General features: G+C 68.0%; 17 protein-coding genes. 9 read left to right on the top strand and 8 right to left on the bottom strand.

The genetic code is table 11. From position 1 onward, the window contains the following. Positions 1-45 precede the first annotated feature (45 nt). A complete protein-coding gene (locus tag LOC57_RS15565) occupies positions 46-921 on the bottom strand; it encodes a tryptophan-rich sensory protein (RefSeq protein ID WP_229960815.1) in 876 nt (291 codons plus the stop codon). 131 nt (positions 922-1,052) lie between these two features. Between LOC57_RS15565 and LOC57_RS15560 the strand changes: the two genes are divergently transcribed. Continuing rightward, positions 1,053-2,081 (top strand): lipid II:glycine glycyltransferase FemX, encoded by a 1,029-nt coding sequence (locus tag LOC57_RS15560; RefSeq protein ID WP_229960813.1) that lies wholly within the window; start codon positions 1,053-1,055, stop codon positions 2,079-2,081. Positions 2,082-2,122: 41 nt separating this feature from the next. On the opposite strand, the gene manA is transcribed toward LOC57_RS15560, so the two are convergent. The 4 genes from manA to LOC57_RS15540 are packed head-to-tail and all read right to left on the bottom strand — an operon-like array spanning position 2,123 to position 6,771. Further along, positions 2,123-3,445: a mannose-6-phosphate isomerase, class I gene (gene manA / locus LOC57_RS15555; protein WP_229960811.1), complete on the bottom strand. Its 1,323-nt coding sequence runs from the start codon at positions 3,443-3,445 to the stop codon at positions 2,123-2,125. A 47-nt stretch (positions 3,446-3,492) separates the two neighbouring features. After that, on the bottom strand, positions 3,493-5,109 hold the full coding sequence (locus LOC57_RS15550; protein ID WP_229960809.1) for an LCP family protein: 1,617 nt from the start codon (positions 5,107-5,109) through the stop codon (positions 3,493-3,495). Positions 5,110-5,118: 9 nt separating this feature from the next. Continuing rightward, positions 5,119-5,649: a 5-(carboxyamino)imidazole ribonucleotide mutase gene (purE, locus tag LOC57_RS15545; protein ID WP_227914100.1), complete on the bottom strand. Its 531-nt coding sequence runs from the start codon at positions 5,647-5,649 to the stop codon at positions 5,119-5,121. A 3-nt stretch (positions 5,650-5,652) separates the two neighbouring features. Then, complete coding sequence (locus LOC57_RS15540; RefSeq protein ID WP_231700905.1) at positions 5,653-6,771, bottom strand: 5-(carboxyamino)imidazole ribonucleotide synthase; 1,119 nt, start codon at positions 6,769-6,771, stop codon at positions 5,653-5,655. Positions 6,772-7,005: 234 nt separating this feature from the next. Between LOC57_RS15540 and LOC57_RS15535 the strand changes: the two genes are divergently transcribed. After that, complete coding sequence (locus tag LOC57_RS15535; protein WP_229960805.1) at positions 7,006-7,560, top strand: GtrA family protein; 555 nt, start codon at positions 7,006-7,008, stop codon at positions 7,558-7,560. Here the strand turns inward: LOC57_RS15535 and LOC57_RS15530 are convergent. Next, complete coding sequence (locus LOC57_RS15530; RefSeq protein WP_227926960.1) at positions 7,538-8,266, bottom strand: TIGR03089 family protein; 729 nt, start codon at positions 8,264-8,266, stop codon at positions 7,538-7,540. The genes LOC57_RS15535 and LOC57_RS15530 overlap by 23 nt on opposite strands. 331 nt (positions 8,267-8,597) lie before the next feature. On the opposite strand from LOC57_RS15530, the gene LOC57_RS15525 reads away from it, so the two are divergent. The 3 genes from LOC57_RS15525 to LOC57_RS15515 are packed head-to-tail and all read left to right on the top strand — an operon-like array spanning position 8,598 to position 14,208. Continuing rightward, positions 8,598-9,137, top strand: a complete 540-nt coding sequence (locus LOC57_RS15525) for a WhiB family transcriptional regulator (protein ID WP_229960803.1) — start codon at positions 8,598-8,600, stop codon at positions 9,135-9,137. 29 nt (positions 9,138-9,166) lie between these two features. Further along, positions 9,167-12,577: a glycosyltransferase gene (locus LOC57_RS15520; protein WP_229960801.1), complete on the top strand. Its 3,411-nt coding sequence runs from the start codon at positions 9,167-9,169 to the stop codon at positions 12,575-12,577. After that, positions 12,574-14,208 (top strand): DUF5719 family protein, encoded by a 1,635-nt coding sequence (locus LOC57_RS15515; RefSeq protein ID WP_229960799.1) that lies wholly within the window; start codon positions 12,574-12,576, stop codon positions 14,206-14,208. Before LOC57_RS15520 ends, LOC57_RS15515 begins: the two co-directional genes overlap by 4 nt. 10 nt (positions 14,209-14,218) lie before the next feature. Here LOC57_RS15515 and LOC57_RS15510 read toward each other — a convergent pair whose 3' ends face one another. Then, positions 14,219-14,731 (bottom strand): metallopeptidase family protein, encoded by a 513-nt coding sequence (locus LOC57_RS15510; RefSeq protein ID WP_227914106.1) that lies wholly within the window; start codon positions 14,729-14,731, stop codon positions 14,219-14,221. Positions 14,732-14,823: 92 nt separating this feature from the next. On the opposite strand from LOC57_RS15510, the gene LOC57_RS15505 reads away from it, so the two are divergent. The 3 genes from LOC57_RS15505 (at position 14,824) to ahcY (ending at position 17,046) form a co-directional block, all read left to right on the top strand. Then, positions 14,824-15,270, top strand: a complete 447-nt coding sequence (locus LOC57_RS15505) for a DUF3499 domain-containing protein (protein WP_331460684.1) — start codon at positions 14,824-14,826, stop codon at positions 15,268-15,270. A gap of 92 nt (positions 15,271-15,362) precedes the next feature. Further along, a complete protein-coding gene (locus tag LOC57_RS15500) occupies positions 15,363-15,569 on the top strand; it encodes a Trm112 family protein (RefSeq protein WP_227914108.1) in 207 nt (68 codons plus the stop codon). Positions 15,570-15,585: 16 nt separating this feature from the next. Next, on the top strand, positions 15,586-17,046 hold the full coding sequence (gene ahcY / locus LOC57_RS15495) for an adenosylhomocysteinase (RefSeq protein ID WP_229960797.1): 1,461 nt from the start codon (positions 15,586-15,588) through the stop codon (positions 17,044-17,046). 24 nt (positions 17,047-17,070) lie between these two features. Here the strand turns inward: ahcY and LOC57_RS15490 are convergent, their stop codons facing one another. Further along, positions 17,071-17,871: an RDD family protein gene (locus LOC57_RS15490; protein WP_227926965.1), complete on the bottom strand. Its 801-nt coding sequence runs from the start codon at positions 17,869-17,871 to the stop codon at positions 17,071-17,073. Positions 17,872-17,932: 61 nt separating this feature from the next. On the opposite strand from LOC57_RS15490, the gene LOC57_RS15485 reads away from it, so the two are divergent. Next, positions 17,933-18,919: a stage II sporulation protein M gene (locus LOC57_RS15485; protein ID WP_229960795.1), complete on the top strand. Its 987-nt coding sequence runs from the start codon at positions 17,933-17,935 to the stop codon at positions 18,917-18,919. The last annotated feature ends 71 nt before the right edge of the window (positions 18,920-18,990 follow it).

The following is an 18,990-nucleotide window of genomic DNA, read 5'->3' as shown; positions in this document are numbered from 1 at the left end:
CGCCGGAAACTTCCGGCGGGGACGCTTTGTTGCGGAGGAGGCGTCTCAGGCCGGCCGGCCGGAGCGGGGCGCGGCGCTGGTTCCCGGACGGCCGGCACGGAAGCGGATAGCCAGGGTGGCGGCAGCCACCACAACTGCCGCTGCGGCGGCGGCCACCGCGGTGGGAACAGATTCCAGTCCGCCGTTGACCCGGGAGACCGCTATCCAGGACAGTCCCCACACGAGTGAAACCGCCGGAGCGAGGCGGCCGCGTCCGGCCGCAGCCAGCCCGATGCCGACGGCGGCCGTAACGGCAAGCACGGCAGCGGACCAGAGGGCCGGAGGCAACCCGAAACCCCGGAAGCCTGCGGAGGTGAGCGCAGAGGCGGTATTCGCAGCTGTGGCTACGCATACCCAGCCAAGATAGAGGCCCAGCGCGCCATCCACTGCAATCCATTCCGGCCAGCCGCCGGTGCGTGCAGTCCGCAGGACCGCGTAGCGCCGAAAACACTCGGCCAGGACGGCCAGCAGGGCCACGATCACCACCACGCTGAGCAGCACCGACCCGGCCTGCACCGAGAGGATCCAGGCGGCGTTCAAGAGCAGCGACGCGGCAACCAGCCAGCCCAGGGAACGTTGCCGGCCTGAGGCTCGCTGGGACGGAAACCACTGATAGACCGTGAAAAGGCCAAGCCCGGTGTAAATCACGGACCAGATGGAGAAGGCCGTGCCGGCCGGAGCCAGATATGTCGCATCGGCACTCAGCGCACCGCCGGCGGCTTCCGCCACGGGCGTGCCGCCAAAAACGCCCACGCCGATCATGGAGCCGACAATGCAGACGGCAAAACAGCTGGTGACGGTGATCCGGCGTGCAAGGTCCGCCCCGCGGTGACTGGCGGTGGAGGGGAATCCGGATGAGGGAATGGAAGAGGAAGCAGCCATAGTCGAGCCTAGCAAGCCATCCCCACCCATGACCGGCCCGGTGGCCTGACCGTTGCCTGCCGCGCACGGTTAGCCGCCGCCGGTGCCGTCCGTTTCGGCCCCCGGCAGGGGAGCCAAGTAGTCTTGAAGGCATGACACTGCGCGTTACTCCCTGCTCCGAAACCGCTTCCTGGAACGAAACCGTCAACCGCTTCCGCGGCCACCCCCAGCAGTTGTGGGGCTGGGGCAAAACCAAGGCGGAGCACGGATGGAGCGTGGACCGCGTCCTGGTCAGCGACGACGCCGGCACCGTGGTGGGCTGCGCCCAGGTGCTGCTGCGCGCGCTGCCTTTCCCGTTCCGCGCCCTGGCGTACATCCCGCGCGGACCACAGGGGGAGCCGGGCCGGGAGCTGGAGGTGCTGGATGCCGTCAGTGACTATGTAAAGACGGCACACTCCGCCGTGGCCCTGTCCATTGAGCCGGACTGGGATGAGGACGGCAAACTCTCCGCAGGCCTGCCCGGACTCGGTTTCCGCCGGAGCGGGAACACCATCCTGATTGGCCGGACACTGATCCTGGACCTGCAGCGCAGCCTGGACGACCTTTCCGGGGACATGAGCAAAAAGCACCGCCAGTACATCCGCAAATCCGGGCGGGAGGACCTGGTCTACCGCCGGGTGGAGCGTGCGGAAATCGCCAAGTGCCTTGCTGTGTACAAGCTCACGGCCCAGCGGGCGAACTTCGGCATCCATGAGGACGCCTACTACCTGGACATCTTCGACAACCTCGGTGAGGATTCGCCGGTGTATGCCGCCTTCAGCGGGGAGGACGTGGTGGCGTTCCTGTGGCTCTCGACCAGTGAATACACGGCCTTCGAGCTTTACGGCGGGATGACCGAGGAAGGCGAGCGGCTGCGGGCCAACTACGCGCTGAAGTGGCACGCCATCTCCGACATGAAGGAGCGGGGCATTACCCGCTACGACTTCAACGGGCTGCTCAACGACGGCGTGTCCAAGTTCAAGATGGGCTGGGCTAAGCACGAGGACCTGCTGACGGGCACCTGGGACAAGCCGCTGTCCCCGCTCTACCCGGTCTTCGCCACCGCACTGCCGCTGGCGAAAACAGGCATGCGGAAGGCCCGCGCCGTAGTTGCAGGCCTCAAGGGCCGGCTGCGCCGCTAACCGGGGATCAGTCCGGCAGCGGGATCAGTCCGGCAGCGGGATCAGGCCGGCAGGTCCAGCCGGGGCTCATCCCCGCCGTTGGCCGGGGCGGACCCGACCGTAACGGCGAAGGCCAGCGCGGCGTCGTCGTGCTGCGCCGAATCGGAGGCGAGCCGCAGGAAGGCCGGCGCATCGCCGGCCGGCAGGAAAGCGCTCTGCCCGGGTTCAAGGACCAGGCTGCCGGCGGGGGAGGACAGCGCAACGTTGCCGCGGACGGAGATCACCACCGCGGGTCCGTTCTGCAGCACCGGAACTTCGGCGGGAAGGTCCCGGCCGGTGTCCGGCCCCTGGGCCAGCTCGATCCGCTGCAGCTGGAATTCCTCAAAGGGCGGGCGGAAGACTTCCTGCCCGTCCGCGGTGTGTCCGGCCGTAAGCGAGGGAATGCCCAGCGGCCGGAAATCCACGGTCCGAAGCAGTTCCGGGACATCCACATGTTTGGGAGTCAGGCCGCCGCGCAGAACATTGTCCGATGCCGCCATGACTTCCACGCCCAGGCCGCTCAGGTAGGCGTGGACGTTGCCGGCGGGGAGGTAGATCGCTTCGCCGGGCTTCAGGGAGGCCCGGTTGAGCAGCAGGGAGATCAAGACCCCGGGATCACCCGGGTAGAAGCCCTGCAGCTCGGCCACAGTTGTCAGTTCACGGGCAAATTCGGTTCCGGCAGCTGACAATGCCGAGGCAGCGGCCGCCTCCTCCACCGCGGGCCGGACGGATTCTCCGTCGCTGAGGATGGTCCGAAAGACGGACTGCAGCCGGTCGGCCGCCGGGTGGCCGGAAGAAAGCTCCGCAACAATCCATTCCAGCAGTTCCGGGACCGGGCGTCCCTCGGCGGCAATAGCCCCGTTGACGGCCCGGAAAACCTGCGCTGCCTCCTCCGGGTTCCGGAAACCGCACAACGCCTCGAAGGGCGTCAGCGCGAAGATCATCTCCGGTTTGTGGTTCCCGTCCTTGTAATTGCGTTCCCTCGCCCCGCGGTCCACACCCGTTTCCTCTTCGGCTGCATAACCGGCGCGGGCCTGTGCGGGCGTGGGATGGACCTGCAGCGACAGGGGAGAGCCCGCTGCGAGGATCTTGGCCAGGAAGGGCAGCTCACCGCCGAACCGGGCTGCTGTATCCGCGCCGAGGGCGGCCTCCGGATCCAAGGCAATAAGCTCGTCGAGGGTCTGTGCCCCGTCCACCGGCGGCACCAGGGCCGACGGTGCGCCCGGATGGGCTCCGATCCACAGTTCTGCCTCCGGCTCCCCGGAGGGCTCCCGGCCGAACAGTTCGGCCATGGCCGTGGTTGATCCCCATGCATAGGGTCGGAGCGTATTCCGGAGCAGGTACATGGGTCTCTTTCGGCTGATAGGTGAGTCGGATGCGAAGCAGTGCAGGACTAGCCCGGGCTGCACTCACCGTTGTTGTTCAGGAGCATACCGAGCGTCGCATCGTCCTGGATCTCCGCCAGGTACTGCAGGTACTCCACGGTGATTTCTTCCGTCTCCTCCTGGGGAACCTCGGTGATAGGCGTTCCGTCCGCTGCCTCGCCGTCTGTTCCGCCGGCTTCTGTGCCGGCATCCATGCCCTCTTCAGGGGCGGCCTCCTCAGCGGGTGCCTCCTCAGCAGGGGCTGCCGGTTCGGAGGTGCCGTCCAGCATGTCCTGGACCCGGGCATGGATCAGGTTGAAATCCGGGTAGGTCACGAAGTTGTCCGCTGCCGGACCGAAGTCCGGCGGGCCGATGGTCATCCGCTCCATCGTTTGTCCCTTGGCCTTCAGTGCCAGGTCCACGAAACTGCCCAGCTGGTCCTGCGGCAGGTCCGTTTCCACGATCTGCTCGCCCGCCGAGGCAATGGCCTGGAAGCGGGTCAGCAATGTAGCTGGATCCATCTGCGCCACCATGGCCTGCTGCACGCACTGCTGCCGGGATATCCGGTGGTAGTCGGTAACGAACTCCCGGGAGCGGGCATACCAGAGGGCGTGGTAGCCGTCCAGGGTCTGCGTGCCCGGGGGAATCCAGCCGTCCGGGGGATAGTGGCGGTTGGTTCCGGGAATTTCCCCGGCGGTGATAGGCACCCAGCCGCCAACGTTGACCTTGATCCCGCCCATGGCATCGACAAGGGTGGAGAAGCCGTCCATGTCCACGATCACGTAGCCCTGGACCTCCAGTCCCAGGGTGCCGCTGACTGCGTCCATCATGGCTTCGGCCCCGGGATCCTGGGAACCTGGATACAGGTCCGCGTAGTTCTCGGTCACCGTTTGGTACAGACTGTTGATGATGCACTCGTCGCCGCAGTCATAGCCGGTCGGGTACACATCGGACAGCGGGGAATCCGCCGGGAACTGGGCGTTTTGGAAGTTTCGCGGGATGCTGAATACCACGGTGTGGCCGGTCTTGGCGTCCACACTGAACATGGAAATGCTGTCCGGCCGCAGGCCGGTACGGTCCTCGCCGGCGTCGCCGCCCATCAGCAGGAAGTTGTACCGGCCGTCCACCGGATCCAGCGACGGACCGGAGGCGAAGATGGAGTCGAAGGCATGCCGGGAGACGTTCATCAGGTATGCGCCGTAGGCCAGGCTGCCGCTGGTGGCGATCATCAGCAGGGCCAGGACGCTGGCCACCACCGGGCGGACGCCGCGCTGCAGGAGCGGAGGGCGGATGATGCGCAGCGTGTTCAGGAACAGCAGTGCCCAGCCCACAGCCAGCACCACCAGGGCCAGCATGATCAGCAGCGACGCCCAGCGGTTGGTCAAAATATTGATGAGCAGGGCCCGGTTGGTCAGGGCAATGACGACGGCGGCCGCTACCAGTGCCCATGCCGTGAGGCTGACCCGCAGGGCACGCCGGCCCAGCTTCCGGTCGCCGGCAACCACCTGGGCTGCGCCGGGCAGAACCAGGGTCAGCAGCAGCAGGATGAAGGCCCGCTTGGTCCGGACCCCGTAGGCGGCGCTTTGGGGATAGCGGACCGGGTCGGTATAGGGCGTGCCTGGATCGGCTGTGTGGCGCTGGTTCATGATCGGCCCTTAGTCCGTGCCGGTCTGGGATGTGCGCAGGGCGGCTCCCTTGGCCATGGCACTCTGGCGCAGGCCGGCGGCGAACTCGATCAACTGCTGCTGCAGCCGGGCAGCAAAGGGGTCCGTGCCGGCGGCCAGCATCCGCACGGCCAGCAGGCCCGCGTTCCGGGCTCCGCCGATGGAGACCGTTGCCACCGGCACACCGGCGGGCATCTGGACAATCGAAAGCAGCGAGTCCATTCCGTCCAGGTACTTCAGCGGTACGGGTACCCCGATGACCGGCAGCGGCGTCACCGAGGCGAGCATCCCGGGCAGGTGGGCGGCGCCGCCTGCACCGGCAATAATGATGCGTAGTCCGCGCCGGTGTGCTTCCCTGCCGTAGTCCAGCATGTCCTCGGGCATACGGTGGGCCGACACGACGTCGGCTTCATAGGGAATCCCGAACTCGGCCAGGGCCGCCGCAGCGGCATCCATGACCGGCCAGTCGGAGTCCGAGCCCATAACGAGGCCGACCAGCGGCGGGGTAGCACGGTTGGGCATACTTCAGTTCTCCTTCAGGGGGTCGCGGCCGTCACGGATGATGGCCGCCGCCCGGCCGGCGCTGCGGCGGAGTGCGGGAAGGTCGCCAGCGGCGCCGACGGCGTTAACGTGCCCGATCTTACGTCCCGGGCGCACCGATTTGCCGTAGGCATGGATCTTGACGGCGGGTTCGGCGGCCATGGCCAGGGGATAGGCGGCAAACAGATCGGGATTTGGTCCGCCCAGGAAGTTCTTCATGACCGTTGCCCCGGCCAGTAGTCCGGTGGCGCCCAGCGGCAGGTCCAGAACGGCCCGCAGGTGCTGCTCGAACTGCCCGGTCAGGGAACCATCCATGGTCCAGTGCCCGGAGTTGTGCGGACGCATGGCCAGCTCGTTGACCAGGAATCCGGGGCCGCGGCCCGGGGTTTCGAAGAGTTCCGCGGCCATTACGCCAGTCACACCGAGTTCCTCTGCCAGGCGCAGCGCCGCAGCCGCGGCAGCTTCGGCTACCGCAGGATCAAGGTCCTGTGCCGGAGCGATCACTTCGTCGCACACGCCGTCCACCTGGATGGAGTGGACCACGGGCCAGGCCGTGCTCTGCCCGCCGGGGGTCCGGGCTACCAGGGCGGACAACTCACGGGTGAAAGGGACTTTCTCTTCAGCCAGCAGCGGGCCGGCACCGAACCAGTCGGCGCATTCCCGCGCTGCGGCGCCGTCGGCCACTATCCGCACGCCCTTGCCGTCATATCCGCCGCGCGGGGTTTTCAGGACCACCGGCCAGCCGATCGACTCGCCGAAGGCTGCCAGCTCCTCCACGTCGGCAACCTCGGCCCAGCGGGGGTTGGGCAGGCCCAGCCGTTCCACGGCGGCGCGCATGACCAGCTTGTCTTGGGCATGGATCAGGGCGTCGGGGCCCGGCTGGACGTTGAATCCCTTCTCCACCAGTGCCGACAGGTGCCCGCCGGGTACGTGTTCGTGGTCAAAGGTCAGCACGTCGACGCCGGCGGCAAAGTCCGCGAGGACCTGCAGGTCCCGGTAATCACCGACCGTGGCGTTGGCCACTGCCGGCACCGCCGACACATCGGGTCCCTCGGCGAGCACGCGCAGCTCAAATCCGAGTGCCGTGGCCGCCGGGGCCATCATCCGGGCGAGCTGGCCGCCACCTATCACACCGATAATTGGAAAATCCACGCCTTAAGGGTACCGAAAAGCCCTGTGCATCCTGCGCCGCCACCCCCGGATATGCCACAGTCCCGAGCAAACTCCCATAAACCGGCGGTAATATTGCTTACTTGACCGCCGCGCGTCCGCGCGTCGGGTGTAGGCAGCAGTCCGCCGTTTTTGCGGGCCCCTGTCGCGGATCGGCCTCGGAGGGTCATGTTTACATCGCTGTCATCTCGGCTTCGGGGCCTTGTTTCCCTGTTCTGGCGGGAAGTCGCCAAGTTCGGAACCGTGGGTGCCCTGGCCTTCCTCATCGACAACGGGCTGACCCTGTACCTGATGCATGGACCCATGTCCGGCAGCGAGGTCAAGGCACGCTTTGTCGGCGCCGTTGTGGCGACCATGTTCTCCTGGGTGGCCAACCGCTACTGGACGTTCCGCCGGCGCCGCAGCCAAGACAATGTGGCGCGTGAACTCGGGCTGTTCATCCTGATCAACGGCGTGGGCATCCTGATCTCCACCGGCTTCACCTGGGTTGCCCGCTATCCCATGGGGATAGAGGACAAGAACCTGTTGTTCCTGGCTGGTGTGATCGGCATTGGAGTGGCCACCGTCCTGCGGTTCTTTGCCTACCGTTTCTGGGTCTTTAACGCCGAATTGGATGACGAGCCCGGTTTCGAGCAGGACTACGAGCTGCTGGATGATCCCGCAGCCCCGCGCGAAGATCCGGCGCCCCGGACCGGGGCTGTCAGGCCTCCAACCGCTTCGTAACCCGCTCCGAGGCCAGGACCTTCTCGCCCGGATCTACGCCTTCGCCGGTGAGGACCAGCGCGCCGCCGGAAGCCCAGGTCTGCAGGGCGGCCTCAAGCACCAGCGGGAGGTCCGCGGAGGCTGCCAGGAGGACGCCGGGTGTTCCGGCGGGTTCGCCGCCGGCAGGCAGTGCACTGTAGGGGACCGTTCCCTGCAGCAGGGCTGCCGACGTGCCGCCGTGGACCTCCAGTGCAGGCACTGAGGCGTCCGGCGCCGGCCCCTCGAGGTAGGTATCAGCATACGAACGTACCTCCGCGGCATAGTCGACGACGCCGGGGGCCAGGTCTGCCGGGTAGGCCAGGTCAAGGGCGCCCAGCGCCACCGCCACCACGGTCCCCGGGCCCGTGGACTGCGCCGAGGCGGTAACCGTGACATCAGCTGCCGCGGAGCTGCCCTCGGGATCCCACACCACCGTGCAGCCGGTCTGCCAGCCGGCCAGGACCCAGACCAGGGTCTTCCAATGAACGGGCAAATCGAGCCGCAGCCTCAGCCCGGGTTCGGCGTCGAGTTCGTCCACGAGGAAGTTGGCGGTCTTGGCAACCCAGTTGTCCAGCACCTTCCCCGACAGCTCGATCCGTTCCCCTCCGCTGCCGTACCAAATCAGGGCGGGGGAAGTGGCCTGCTGCGTGCGCAGGCCCGAAAGCAGGGCGGATGCCGGCGTGCTCATTATCAAGTGCTCTCTTTCGTAGGTCCTGCCGATCCGTGCGGTGCGGGCCGGCTCCGGTGCGGTACCGGCGGGTGGCGCGGGAAATTCATTCCCACTGCCGCAGCGCTTCTGTAAAGTGCGACGCGCCCGGAAAATGGTGCAGATCCCGGGCGTGGCGTTCCTCGCATCCGCTCAATGAACTCTATAAGATGCCTGAACAGCTTGACGGAGTCGTATTACACGCGTGTAATTAGGTATCGGATTTGTTCCAGCCACATGGAGGACCCGCAGGCCCAGTGCCTGCGGCTCCACCACACAGCCGCCGCTGGGGCAGTAACACCGGGAGGACTCCATGGGGCAAGCAGAAGAATCGCAGGACAGTACCGTCATTGCTGAGCAGGCCACCGCCAGCTACGGTTCACGGGGCGTCCCCGTTGACTGGTACGTGGATCCCGCTGATCCGGCTGCTGCCGAGCGGTACCGGCGGGATACTGCCGGTTCGATTGAGGACCAGGCCACTGCCTTCCTCGCTGCCCACCAGGCGCTGGCTGAAGCCCCGGAGGAGGAGGAAACCGTCCTCGACCCGCCGGTCTCATTGTTCCCCGCGGCACCTGAAACCCGGCCCGTCTGGATCGGGCTTCCCGGCCTCGGCCAAGACTACGCGGACGAGGGCGAGCTTGGCTGGCAGGCGGACGCACTGTGCGCCCAGACCGATCCAGAGGCGTTCTTCCCCGAAAAGGGTGGGTCCACCCGCGACGCGAAGAAGGTCTGCGCCGCATGCAATGTCCGGTCACAGTGCCTGGAATACGCACTGGCCAACGATGAGCGGTTCGGCATCTGGGGCGGTCTGTCCGAGCGTGAACGCCGCCGGCTTCGGAAGCAGGCAGTCTAATTCTTTCGCACGTCCATGTTTGTGCTGTTGTGGTTTCGCACAACGGCGCCCGGTTCCTTCCCGAGACACTATCCGCACTGACGGCACAGAGCAGGCCGGCAGATTTCTGCATCGGCGTTGACGCCGGCTCCACCGATGCAAGCGCTTCCCTGCTGCAGCTGGGCCTCCCCGTGGGCAGCCCAGTCATCGCCGCTCCCGCGCGCGGCGGGTTCGGCGCCGCGGTGAAAGCAGGGCTGGCCGAGCTCCCCAAGCGGGGCGGGGCCGACCGTGATCCGGCCAGTGAATGGATCTGGCTGCTCCACGATGATTCAGCGCCCGCCCCCGGGGCGCTGGAGGAACTGCTCCTGGCCGTGGAGCGGGCGCCGTCGGTCACAATTGCGGGCGCCAAGCAGGTGCATTGGGATAACGAACGCCGCCTCATGGACGTGGGGATCAGCGTCAACCGCTGGGCCGAACGGCTCACCTTGATCGACGCCGACGAACTGGACCAGGGCCAATACGATTCGCGCAGCGATATCTTTGCCGTTAACTCGGCCGGTATGCTCATCCGCCGGGACGCCTGGGACCAACTGGGCGGATTCGACCCTGCCCTGCCCGGCAGCGGCGATGACATTGACCTTTGCTGGCGGAACAGGCTGGCCGGAAACCGCGTGGTGGTGGTTCCCGCCGCCGGAGTCCGCCATGCCGGCGACCGCCCCAACCCGGCGGCATCGGAAGCTGCCGCGCGCAGGGCCGAGATCTTCCTCCGGCTCAAGCACGCGCCGCTGTGGCAGGTGCCCTTCCTCGCCGTGGGGGCTGTCCTTGGCGGCATTGGCCGGTTCTTCCTGGGCATGCTGGCCAAGGATCCCGGATACGCCGCGGCGTCGCTGGTCACAAGCGTTGCCGCCGTCTGCCGCCCCTTGGATCTTTACCGTTCCCGCCGGCGTGCAGCCTCAACGAGGACACGCCCCCGCAACGCCGTGAACGCCCTGCGCAGCACCGGCAGGGAAGTGCGCGAACACCGCCGGACCCTGACCGAGGCACATACCGGTCCAAACGGTCCAGGCGGGGAAGAATACGTCCCCTCCGGTGACGCCAGTGATGACTTTGCCGCCCTTGAAGGATCCGGCCGCAGCTGGGTCGGCCTCGGCGCTCTGGCCGGGGCCCTGCTGCTGGCCGCAGCTTCCCTCACGGGCCTGCACCGCCTGATCGGCGTACCAGCTGCTTCCGGCGGCGCCCTCCTGCCCTTGGGTCCGGGGGTGGCTGGAATATGGGATGCGGCCACCGGATGGTGGGCACAGGCGGGCTCCGGTTACCCCGCCCACGGAGATCCTTTCGGGTTTGTGCTGTCCCTGCTGGCCATGGCCGGATTCGGCAACGGGAACACCGCCGTGCTCGTCCTGCTGATGCTCGCCCTGCCCCTGGCCGGGCTGAGTGCCTGGTTCGCGGCAGGGGTCTTTACTCAACATCGCGGCCTGCGGTTCTGGGCAGCTGTCTTCTGGGCCGCCGTACCCGCGTTCCAAACGGCCCTGGGCAGCGGACGGCTGGGCAGCATGATCGCCCACATCCTGCTTCCACTCACGGTCCTCGCCGTTGCGCGTGCGGTGGGTGCCGGCAAGCCGGCGCCTGCCGCCGGCGCCGGGCGGGCAGCGTCCTGGACGGCAGCTGCCGCCGCCGGGCTGCTCCTGGCTGTCCTTACCGCAGCTGCGCCGATTCTCTTTGTCCTTGCGGTGGCCGCGGTCCTGATCCTGACGCTTGCCCTGCGCCGCCGTGCCCGGACCCTCTGGTGGTCCCTGCTCCCGCCTGCCGCGCTCCTGCTGCCGCAGGTACTGTCCGCCGCGCCGGACCATCTGCGCGCTGTCCTGGCGGACCCCGGAGTCCCGCTGGCCTTTGACCGTTCCGAACCGTGGCAGCAGCTGCTGGGTTACCCCGTGGCGTTTACCGTTGACGGCACCCTTTCCGGCCTGCTCCCGCAGGGTCCGTGGAACCTGGTCCTGGCACTGCTGATCGGCGCGCCCGTGGTGGTGCTGGCCGCTCTCGGACTGTTCCGGACGAGGACGGCCCGGCTTGCCCGGCTGGCCTGGATCCTGGCTGTCACCTCACTGGCTGTTAACGCCGCGGCGTCCTACTTGGGTACGGCCGCCACTGCTGATTCCGTGGTCACCGCGTTCGCCGGCCCCCTGGTTTCAGCGACCGTGCTGCTGCTCCTGGGCGCCGCGCTGGCCTGCACCGCGGATGTGCTGCCCGGTAGCCCCGCGCCGGTGCACGCGCGCCGGCCGCCGCGCAGCAGGCGTTCCCTTGCCGTGGTCCTCGGGCTTGTCCTGGCCGCCGGACCCGCCGCCAGCCTTGCCCTGTGGGCGGTCCCGCAGTTCACCGGCAATGGATTCCCCGGCACCGCCGCCAACGGCGGTCCAAACGACGCCGGCATCCTGCCGGGACTGGAAACCGCCGTGCAGGGCGCCCCCGCACGAACCCTCCCAGCCACGGCAGCTGATGCCGGCTACGGAGACGCCCAGTCCCGCAGCCTGGTCCTGCACGCCGACGCCGACGGGAATGTCACCGCCGTCCTTATGCGCGGCGGAGGCACCACACTGGAACAGCTCTCCACCGTTTCTGCCGCCCGCGGACTGGAAGGCGTTCCCGGCACGCCGGGCGCCGACGATCCGGCCACCGCGGACCTGCGCCGGGCCGTTGCGGTAATCACCGCCGGCACGGGAGTTGATCCGCGGGCTGAACTTGCCCGGCTCGGCGTGGCATTCGTGGTCCTGCAGGAGTCCGATACCGCAGCTGAGCTGCTGGCCGGCCGGATGGATTCCGTGCCCGGCCTGGCCGCCGTCGGCCAGACCGGCGCGGGCTGGCTGTGGCGCGTGACCGAGCCGCTCAACGATGCCGGGACCGAAACACAGTCGGGGCTGGGTGCGCGGGTGCGGATCCTGAACGCCGACGGCAGCACGGCAGCAGCTGTGCCCTCACATACTGAAGAGGTGCGCACCACCCTCGAGGCCGGTGTGCAGGGGCGCACACTTGTCCTGGCCGAACGCGCCGATGACGGCTGGCAGGCCACCCTGGACGGCCGTCCGCTTGCGGCAACGGAGGGGGGCTGGGAACAGGCTTTTGAACTTCCGGCCGACGGCGGGGAACTGGTTATTGCCTACCGCTCGCCCTGGGAGCCCTGGGTCGAGGCCTTGCAGGTGCTGGTCATTGGCCTGACCGTGCTGCTGGCACTGCCTACTCCGGGTGCCGGCAGGACAATCCGGCTGCCGGGCAAACGCCACGCGGGTGCCGATGCTGCGGACAGCACCGCCGCGGGCGGCAGCGAAACGGATGCCGCCGGACCGGACGGGCCGGCCGCGGCCGCCCCCGCTGAAGTTCCGGCGCAGGACGGCGCTTCGCCTTCCCCTGTCCGCACCGGTGCCGGCAGCGGGCCCGAAAACCGGACCCGGGAGGGGAACCAGCCATGAGCGAAACGAAGTCCAGCCCTGAAGGCCAGCCCACCGCACGCGATCAGACCGTGAAGGAACGGGGGCGGAAGACCGCTCCCGCGCCTTCCCGGGCACGGGCAGCGGGCCGCTGGTCCGGCGGAGTCCTGCTGCTGGCCTGTGCCGGAGCGTTGGTGGCCGGTTCCAGCCTGGCCGGTACCGGTACAGCCGGCCGCGCCGTGGACGTACCGTACGCGGAGGTGCCGGCCGGGCCGCTGACCGGGGTATGCCCGGAACCCCTGCGGCTGCTCTCGGGCAACGTGGCCGGCACCGATGCCGAATTCAGTGCCGAGTCCTCGTCCGCACGCAGCGTGGTCAACGCCGTCGTCCTTCCGGCAGCAGGCAACCCGCTGCCCGCCGCGTCTTTGGCGTCCGTCAAGGACGGCTCCGTACTGCTGCGCATGGGCGGAGGAACTCAGGTGCCGCTGGCCGGCACCCGGACTGCCGGCGTCGCCCGGGACCAGCAGGTCTCGGCGGCAACCGTACTCAGCGCCGATCCCAAGGGAGCCCTGCAGCCGACCGCCGGGGCAGCCATGACTTATGCCGCCACCGACGGCGACCTGTCCGGCCTGGCCGCCGCCAACTGCCAGACACCGGCCAACGACCAGTGGCTGGTGGGTGCCCGGACAACTGTGGGGGCAACCGCCGTGCTGCAGCTGACCAACGCCTCGCAGACGGCCGCGGCGGTGGACCTGGAACTTTACGGTCCGGCGGGTCCGCTGGACGGGCCCGGGACGCGCGGCATTTCCGTTGCTCCCGGGCAGACCCGTTCGGTGGTCCTGGCCGGGCTGGCCGCGAACCAGGAGGCGCTGGCGGTCCGGGTCCGCAGCTCCGGCGGGCCTGTCTCGGCAGTGATCTCGCAGAGCCTGCTGCGCGGCCTGACCCCGGGCGGGGTGGAACTGATCCAGCCGACAACGGCGCCGCGGCCCAACCAGGTGGTCGGCGGCGTCTTCATCCAAAACCCGGAGGCAACCCGAAAGCTCGCAGCCGTCGACGGGTACGCGTCCGTGACTCCCTCCCTGCAGGTGGCCGTGCCAGGGGCAACAGACGCCGTGGTCAACGTGCGCGTTTTCTCAGCGGCCGGCGAAGTGAACCTTGAAGGCGGGGGCAGTTACAACGCCGCAGCCGGGACGGTGACCAAGCTGCCGTTGGATTCGCTGCCCGAGGGAACCTACACGCTGGACATTTCCTCCGACGTTTCCGTGGCGGCGGCCGCCGTCGTCACCCGCGGCACCGATGCCGGTGCAGGCACTGACCTGGCCGTGGCCAGTGCAGGGGAGCGGGTCGGCAGCGAGCACCTGGCCGTGCTGGCCTCGGCCAACACGGTTCTGTCCTTCGCTGCCCCCGCGGGAGCCGCGGAGCTCAGCCTCGCCGCCGTATCGGCGGACGGGTCGCTGCAGGCGGAAAAGATCCTGCCGTTGTCCGCAGGGTCCACCACGGCGGTCCTTCCGGCCGATCTGGGCACCTCGCCCGTCGCGGTCCTGGTCCGCGCCACCGGCGCACCGGTATACGGAGCGCAGGTGGTGACCGAAGGGGACAGGGGCCTCAGCGTGCTGGTCCTGCCCAAGGGCAATGCAGGCGCAAACAGGGTCCAGGTGGGCGTGGGGAACTAATCCGGCCGGGCTACAGCGGACGGAACCTGCCGTAGGCCGGATCCACGGTTTCCGGGTCCATGCCCATCAGCCCGGCAAGCTGTTCCACGATCACGTCATGGACCAGTTCGCTGACCGGAACCAGTCCCCGGGCCGAGGTTTCCACGGCGTGCCGGTAAATGGTGATGACCGCCGGGCGGCCGGGCGCGGACGCGGTGGCCGCGCCCAGCGGGATGGGTCCGCCCTCGCGGGCCAGATCCTCCAGCCGGGGAGGGATTTCCGTAACCACGAACTGGTAGCTCTGGATCCGCTCGCCCCACAGCCGTTCCAGGCGCTGTGCGGATTCCAGGACCCACTCGTCGAACCGCTCGGAGCGGGTACGTGCTCCGGCCAGATGCGGCGGAATCAGGTCCCCGCGCAGCCCGCGGCCGTGCCGGTTGCGGCGGCGCTGCCGGAAGGAGCGGACCCAGTAGCCGGACGAGGACACAGCAGCCGAACCCGACTCATCATCGAGGCTCACCCGCAGCGAAGATCCCATGGACATGTAAGAACTCTAACCGCTGCCCCCGGGTGCCGGGACCCCGTCGCCGTGGGCAATAACAGCGGGCATCCGGCCGCCGGCGGCTCCCCGGCACCGTGGGGGCCCGGCGCGCCTGCACCGTCGTCGCCGGGGAGCGGGTAAAGTGGTCCTCCGTGGAATCCTTACGTCAGTGCTCCAGATCAGCATGCCGCCAGCCGGCGGTTGCAACCCTGACATACGTCTACGCCGATTCCACTGCAGTGCTGGGGCCGCTCGCAACGTACGCCGAGCCCCATTGTTACGATTTGTGTGCCGGCCATTCCGCCCGCCTCACCGCCCCCATGGGATGGGAGCTGGTCCGGCTGAACCTGGACGGACAGTCCCGGACACCGACCAGCGACGAACTGTCGGCCCTTGTGGACGCCGTACGGGAGCGGTTCGCCGAGACCCCGGCGGAGGACGACGATGAGCCCAAGCGCAGCGGCAAGCATGCGTTGGAGCCGCCCGCTGACATCCCCGGGTCGCGCCGCGCGCACCTGCGGGTCCTGCGCGAACAGAACTAGCTCCTGCGCCGGGGCCAGGGGTTAGGCTTGGCTGTGATGCGCCGCCAGCCGCGGCACCTGACGTGTTCTGACTTGTGAGGAAGTGCCGTCCCATGGCCACACTATCTGCCGGACTGCTAACGGTCCTGCGTTGCCCCGTTACCGGTTCCCGCCTTGTGCAGGAGGGCGACGAACTGCTCTCCACTGCCCCTGACACCTCCGGGGCCCGGGTACGCTACCGGCTGGAGGAGGGCATTCCCGTGATGTTGAAGCCGTCCGCCACCGGCGGCACCGGTCCCGTTCCTGCAGCAACGGATTAGGGGAGCGGGCGGAAGCATGGATTTCAAAGTCGCCGACCTGTCCCTGGCAGAAGCTGGACGCCACCAGATCCGCCTGGCCGAACACGAGATGCCCGGGCTGATGGCGCTGCGCCGCGAATACGGTCCCGGCCAGCCGCTGGCCGGAGCACGCATTGCAGGATCCCTGCACATGACGGTGCAGACCGCTGTGCTGATCGAGACCCTCACGGCCCTGGGGGCCGAAGTGCGCTGGGCGTCCTGCAACATCTTCTCCACCCAGGACGAAGCCGCCGCCGCAGTAGTGGTGGGGGAGGGTACCCCGGACAACCCGGCAGGGGTGCCGGTATTCGCCTGGAAGAACGAATCGCTTGAGGACTATTGGTGGACAGCGGAACAGATCCTCACCTGGCCAGAGGGCTCCGGCGGACCGAACATGATCCTGGACGACGGCGGTGACGCGACGCTGCTGCTGCACAAGGGAGTGGAGTTCGAAACAGCCGGGTTCGTGCCGGAGAATCCGCAGGCGGACGATGACGGCTACTCCTACGAGTTCACGGTCATTTTGGACCGGCTGCGCCGCAGCCTCGCCGAGCACCCCGGCAAATGGACCGCAATCGCCAAGGGTATCCGCGGCGTCACCGAAGAAACCACCACCGGTGTCCTGCGGCTGTACCAGCTTGCAGCCGAAGGCAAACTGCTGTTCCCGGCCATCAACGTCAACGACTCCGTCACCAAATCCAAGTTCGACAACAAGTACGGCATCCGGCACTCCCTGCCGGACGGGCTGAACCGGGCCACGGACACGCTGATCGGCGGCAAGGTCGCCGTTGTCTGCGGCTACGGCGACGTCGGGAAAGGCGCCGCGGAAGCACTGCGCGGCCAGGGCGCGCGCGTCATCGTGACGGAAATCGACCCCATCTGCGCCCTGCAGGCGGCCATGGACGGCTACCAGGTGGCCCGGCTGGAATCCGTGCTGGACCAAGGCGACATCTTCATCACCACCACGGGCAACAAGGACATCATCATGGCCCGGCACATGGCTGCCATGAAGCACCAGGCCATTGTGGGCAACGTGGGCCACTTCGACAACGAGATCGACATGGCCGGGCTGGCCCGGGTCCCGGGTATCCGCAAGGTCGAAATCAAACCGCAGGTACATGAATGGGTCTTCGATGAAGGCACGGACGAACAGCGCAGCATCATCGTCCTCTCCGAAGGCCGGCTGCTGAATCTGGGCAACGCCACCGGCCACCCCTCGTTTGTGATGAGCAATTCCTTCGCCAACCAGACCATTGCCCAGGTTGAGCTCTTCACCCGCCACGGCGACGGGACCTATGCCAACCAGGTGTACGTGCTGCCCAAAGTCCTGGACGAGAAAGTGGCCCGCCTGCACCTGTCCGCCCTCGGCGTCGAGCTGACTGAGCTCACCAAAAGCCAGGCCGACTACCTGGGCGTGGATGTCGCAGGTCCCTTCAAACCGGACCATTACCGGTACTGAACCGGAGCCGGTGACGGCCGGGGCCTAACGGCTGAACGGCGTCCGGTGCAGCCGTGCGGCCAGCACTGCAGCGGATCCGCGGGCCCGGTGCAGACGTGCAAAGTCCCGATCCCGCCGCTCTCCGGTCACGGCCCGCAGGTACGCCTCGGGGTGGGTGCCCATGGGTGGCTGCGGCGACACGTAAGGCACCGTTTCCGCTGCCAGTTCGGCGGCAAGCGCGGTCCTGGCGGGCCCGGACATCCCGCCGGTCTGCGCCAGGAACCGGGAGATCCGGAAGGACAGGGGATCGGGGAGCCGGCCAAGGTCGGCCAAACGCGCCCACCCGGCAAGTTCGGGCGGGGTCAGCACCGGAGGCGGTGCGGCGGCCGGGAGCCGCTCCTGCAGGGCATAGGTTCCGGCCAGCACGTCGCCGAGCCGTTTGGACTTGTCATTGAAGACGGCCACGAAAACCGCCAGGGCACCGGAGAGCGTATAGATTTCCAGAACGGCCGTGACCGACCGGATGATGGCGTGCCGGAACCGGACCGCACCGCCGTCGTCGCGCACTATGCGCAGCCCCAGGGCCAGCCGCCCCAGCGATTTGCCGCGGCTGGCCGCTTCGACGACGGCTGGAGCCACAACGAACACGAGCACCACGGACCCCACCAGAAGTGCCTGGAAGAGGGATTCATCCGCGTTGGCGGCAATCCCGCCGAGCGCCAGCACAAGGAGCACAAATACCACGACGGAGGCGGCAACGTCGATGAGGGCACTAAGCATCCGGGGCGCGAAACCGGCAGGGCGGAGCTCCAGGACCACTGCCTCGCCGGTAACAATGCTGCTCACGCGTGTGCCTCCTCCAAAGCCGTTGGTGAGCTCCACTGTACCGACCCGCTAGGGTGTACCCGTGGACCTGGATGCCTTCACCGCCGTGCACGGTGCCGATTGGATGCGCCTCGACGAGCTCACTGCCCGACGCCGCCTCAGCGGCCCCGAAGCGGATGAGCTCCTTCGGCTGTACCAGCGTGCTTCAACACACCTGTCCATAGTGCGCTCCGTGGCCCCGGAAGGGCCTTTGTCCGCTGGGCTTTCGATGCGCCTGGCGAGGGCGCGTACGAAGTTCACCGGCAACCGCTCCGCCGCGCTCACGGACCTCTCACGCTTCTTCCTGTATTCCCTCCCTGCCGCGTTCTACCGGGTGCGCTGGCTCACCGCCGCCATCGGGGCAGTGTTTGTCCTGGTGGCCTGGCTGAGCGGGTGGTGGGCGCTGAACACCCCCGGAGTGTTGGCAGCCATGGGCACAGAGGCTGAAATGCGCCAATACGCCGAAGAAGATTTCGTGGACTACTACAACCCGTCCGCCGGCTTCGCCGGAATGGTCTGGACCAACAACGCCTGGATCGCCCTCCAGTCGGTGGCCTTCGGCGTCACCGGGGTGTGGGTGCCGTGGATCCTCCTGCAAAACGCCGTGAATGTGGGGATGTCCGGCGCGTTGCTGGCGGCGCACGGGCGCCTGGATGTCTTTTTCACGTACATCCTTCCGCACGGTTTTATGGAACTGACCGCCATCTTCATAGCCGGGGCCGCAGGACTGCGGATCTTCTGGGCCCTGGTTGCGCCGGGCCGGACGCCGCGCATGGCAGCGCTGGCCAGGGAAGGACGCTCCCTGATAACCGTGGGCCTTGGCCTCATCCTGGTGCTGTTTGTATCCGGGTTGGTGGAAGGTTTCGTGACCCCAAGCCCGCTGCCTGCATGGCTGCGCCTTTCAATTGGGTTCCTGGTGTTCTGTGCTTACTGGGCTTACACCCTGATCCTGGGCGGCAGGGCCTACCGTGCCGGACACCGGGGGGACCTTGCCGCGCGCGACGCCGGCGCCGAGGCGCTGACTGCCTAAGCTGCGGGCGGGGTGGCGTGCGCACACGACCCGCACTGTCCCGGTAGGGTCGAGGTAAGACCAGTGAGAAC

It is taken from the genome of Arthrobacter sp. zg-Y750, from assembly GCF_020907365.1.
Taxonomy (GTDB): Bacteria; Actinomycetota; Actinomycetes; order Actinomycetales; family Micrococcaceae; genus Arthrobacter_B.
Note: the sequence above shows the minus strand (reverse complement) of the source record. Positions and strands in the feature narration are given on the sequence as shown.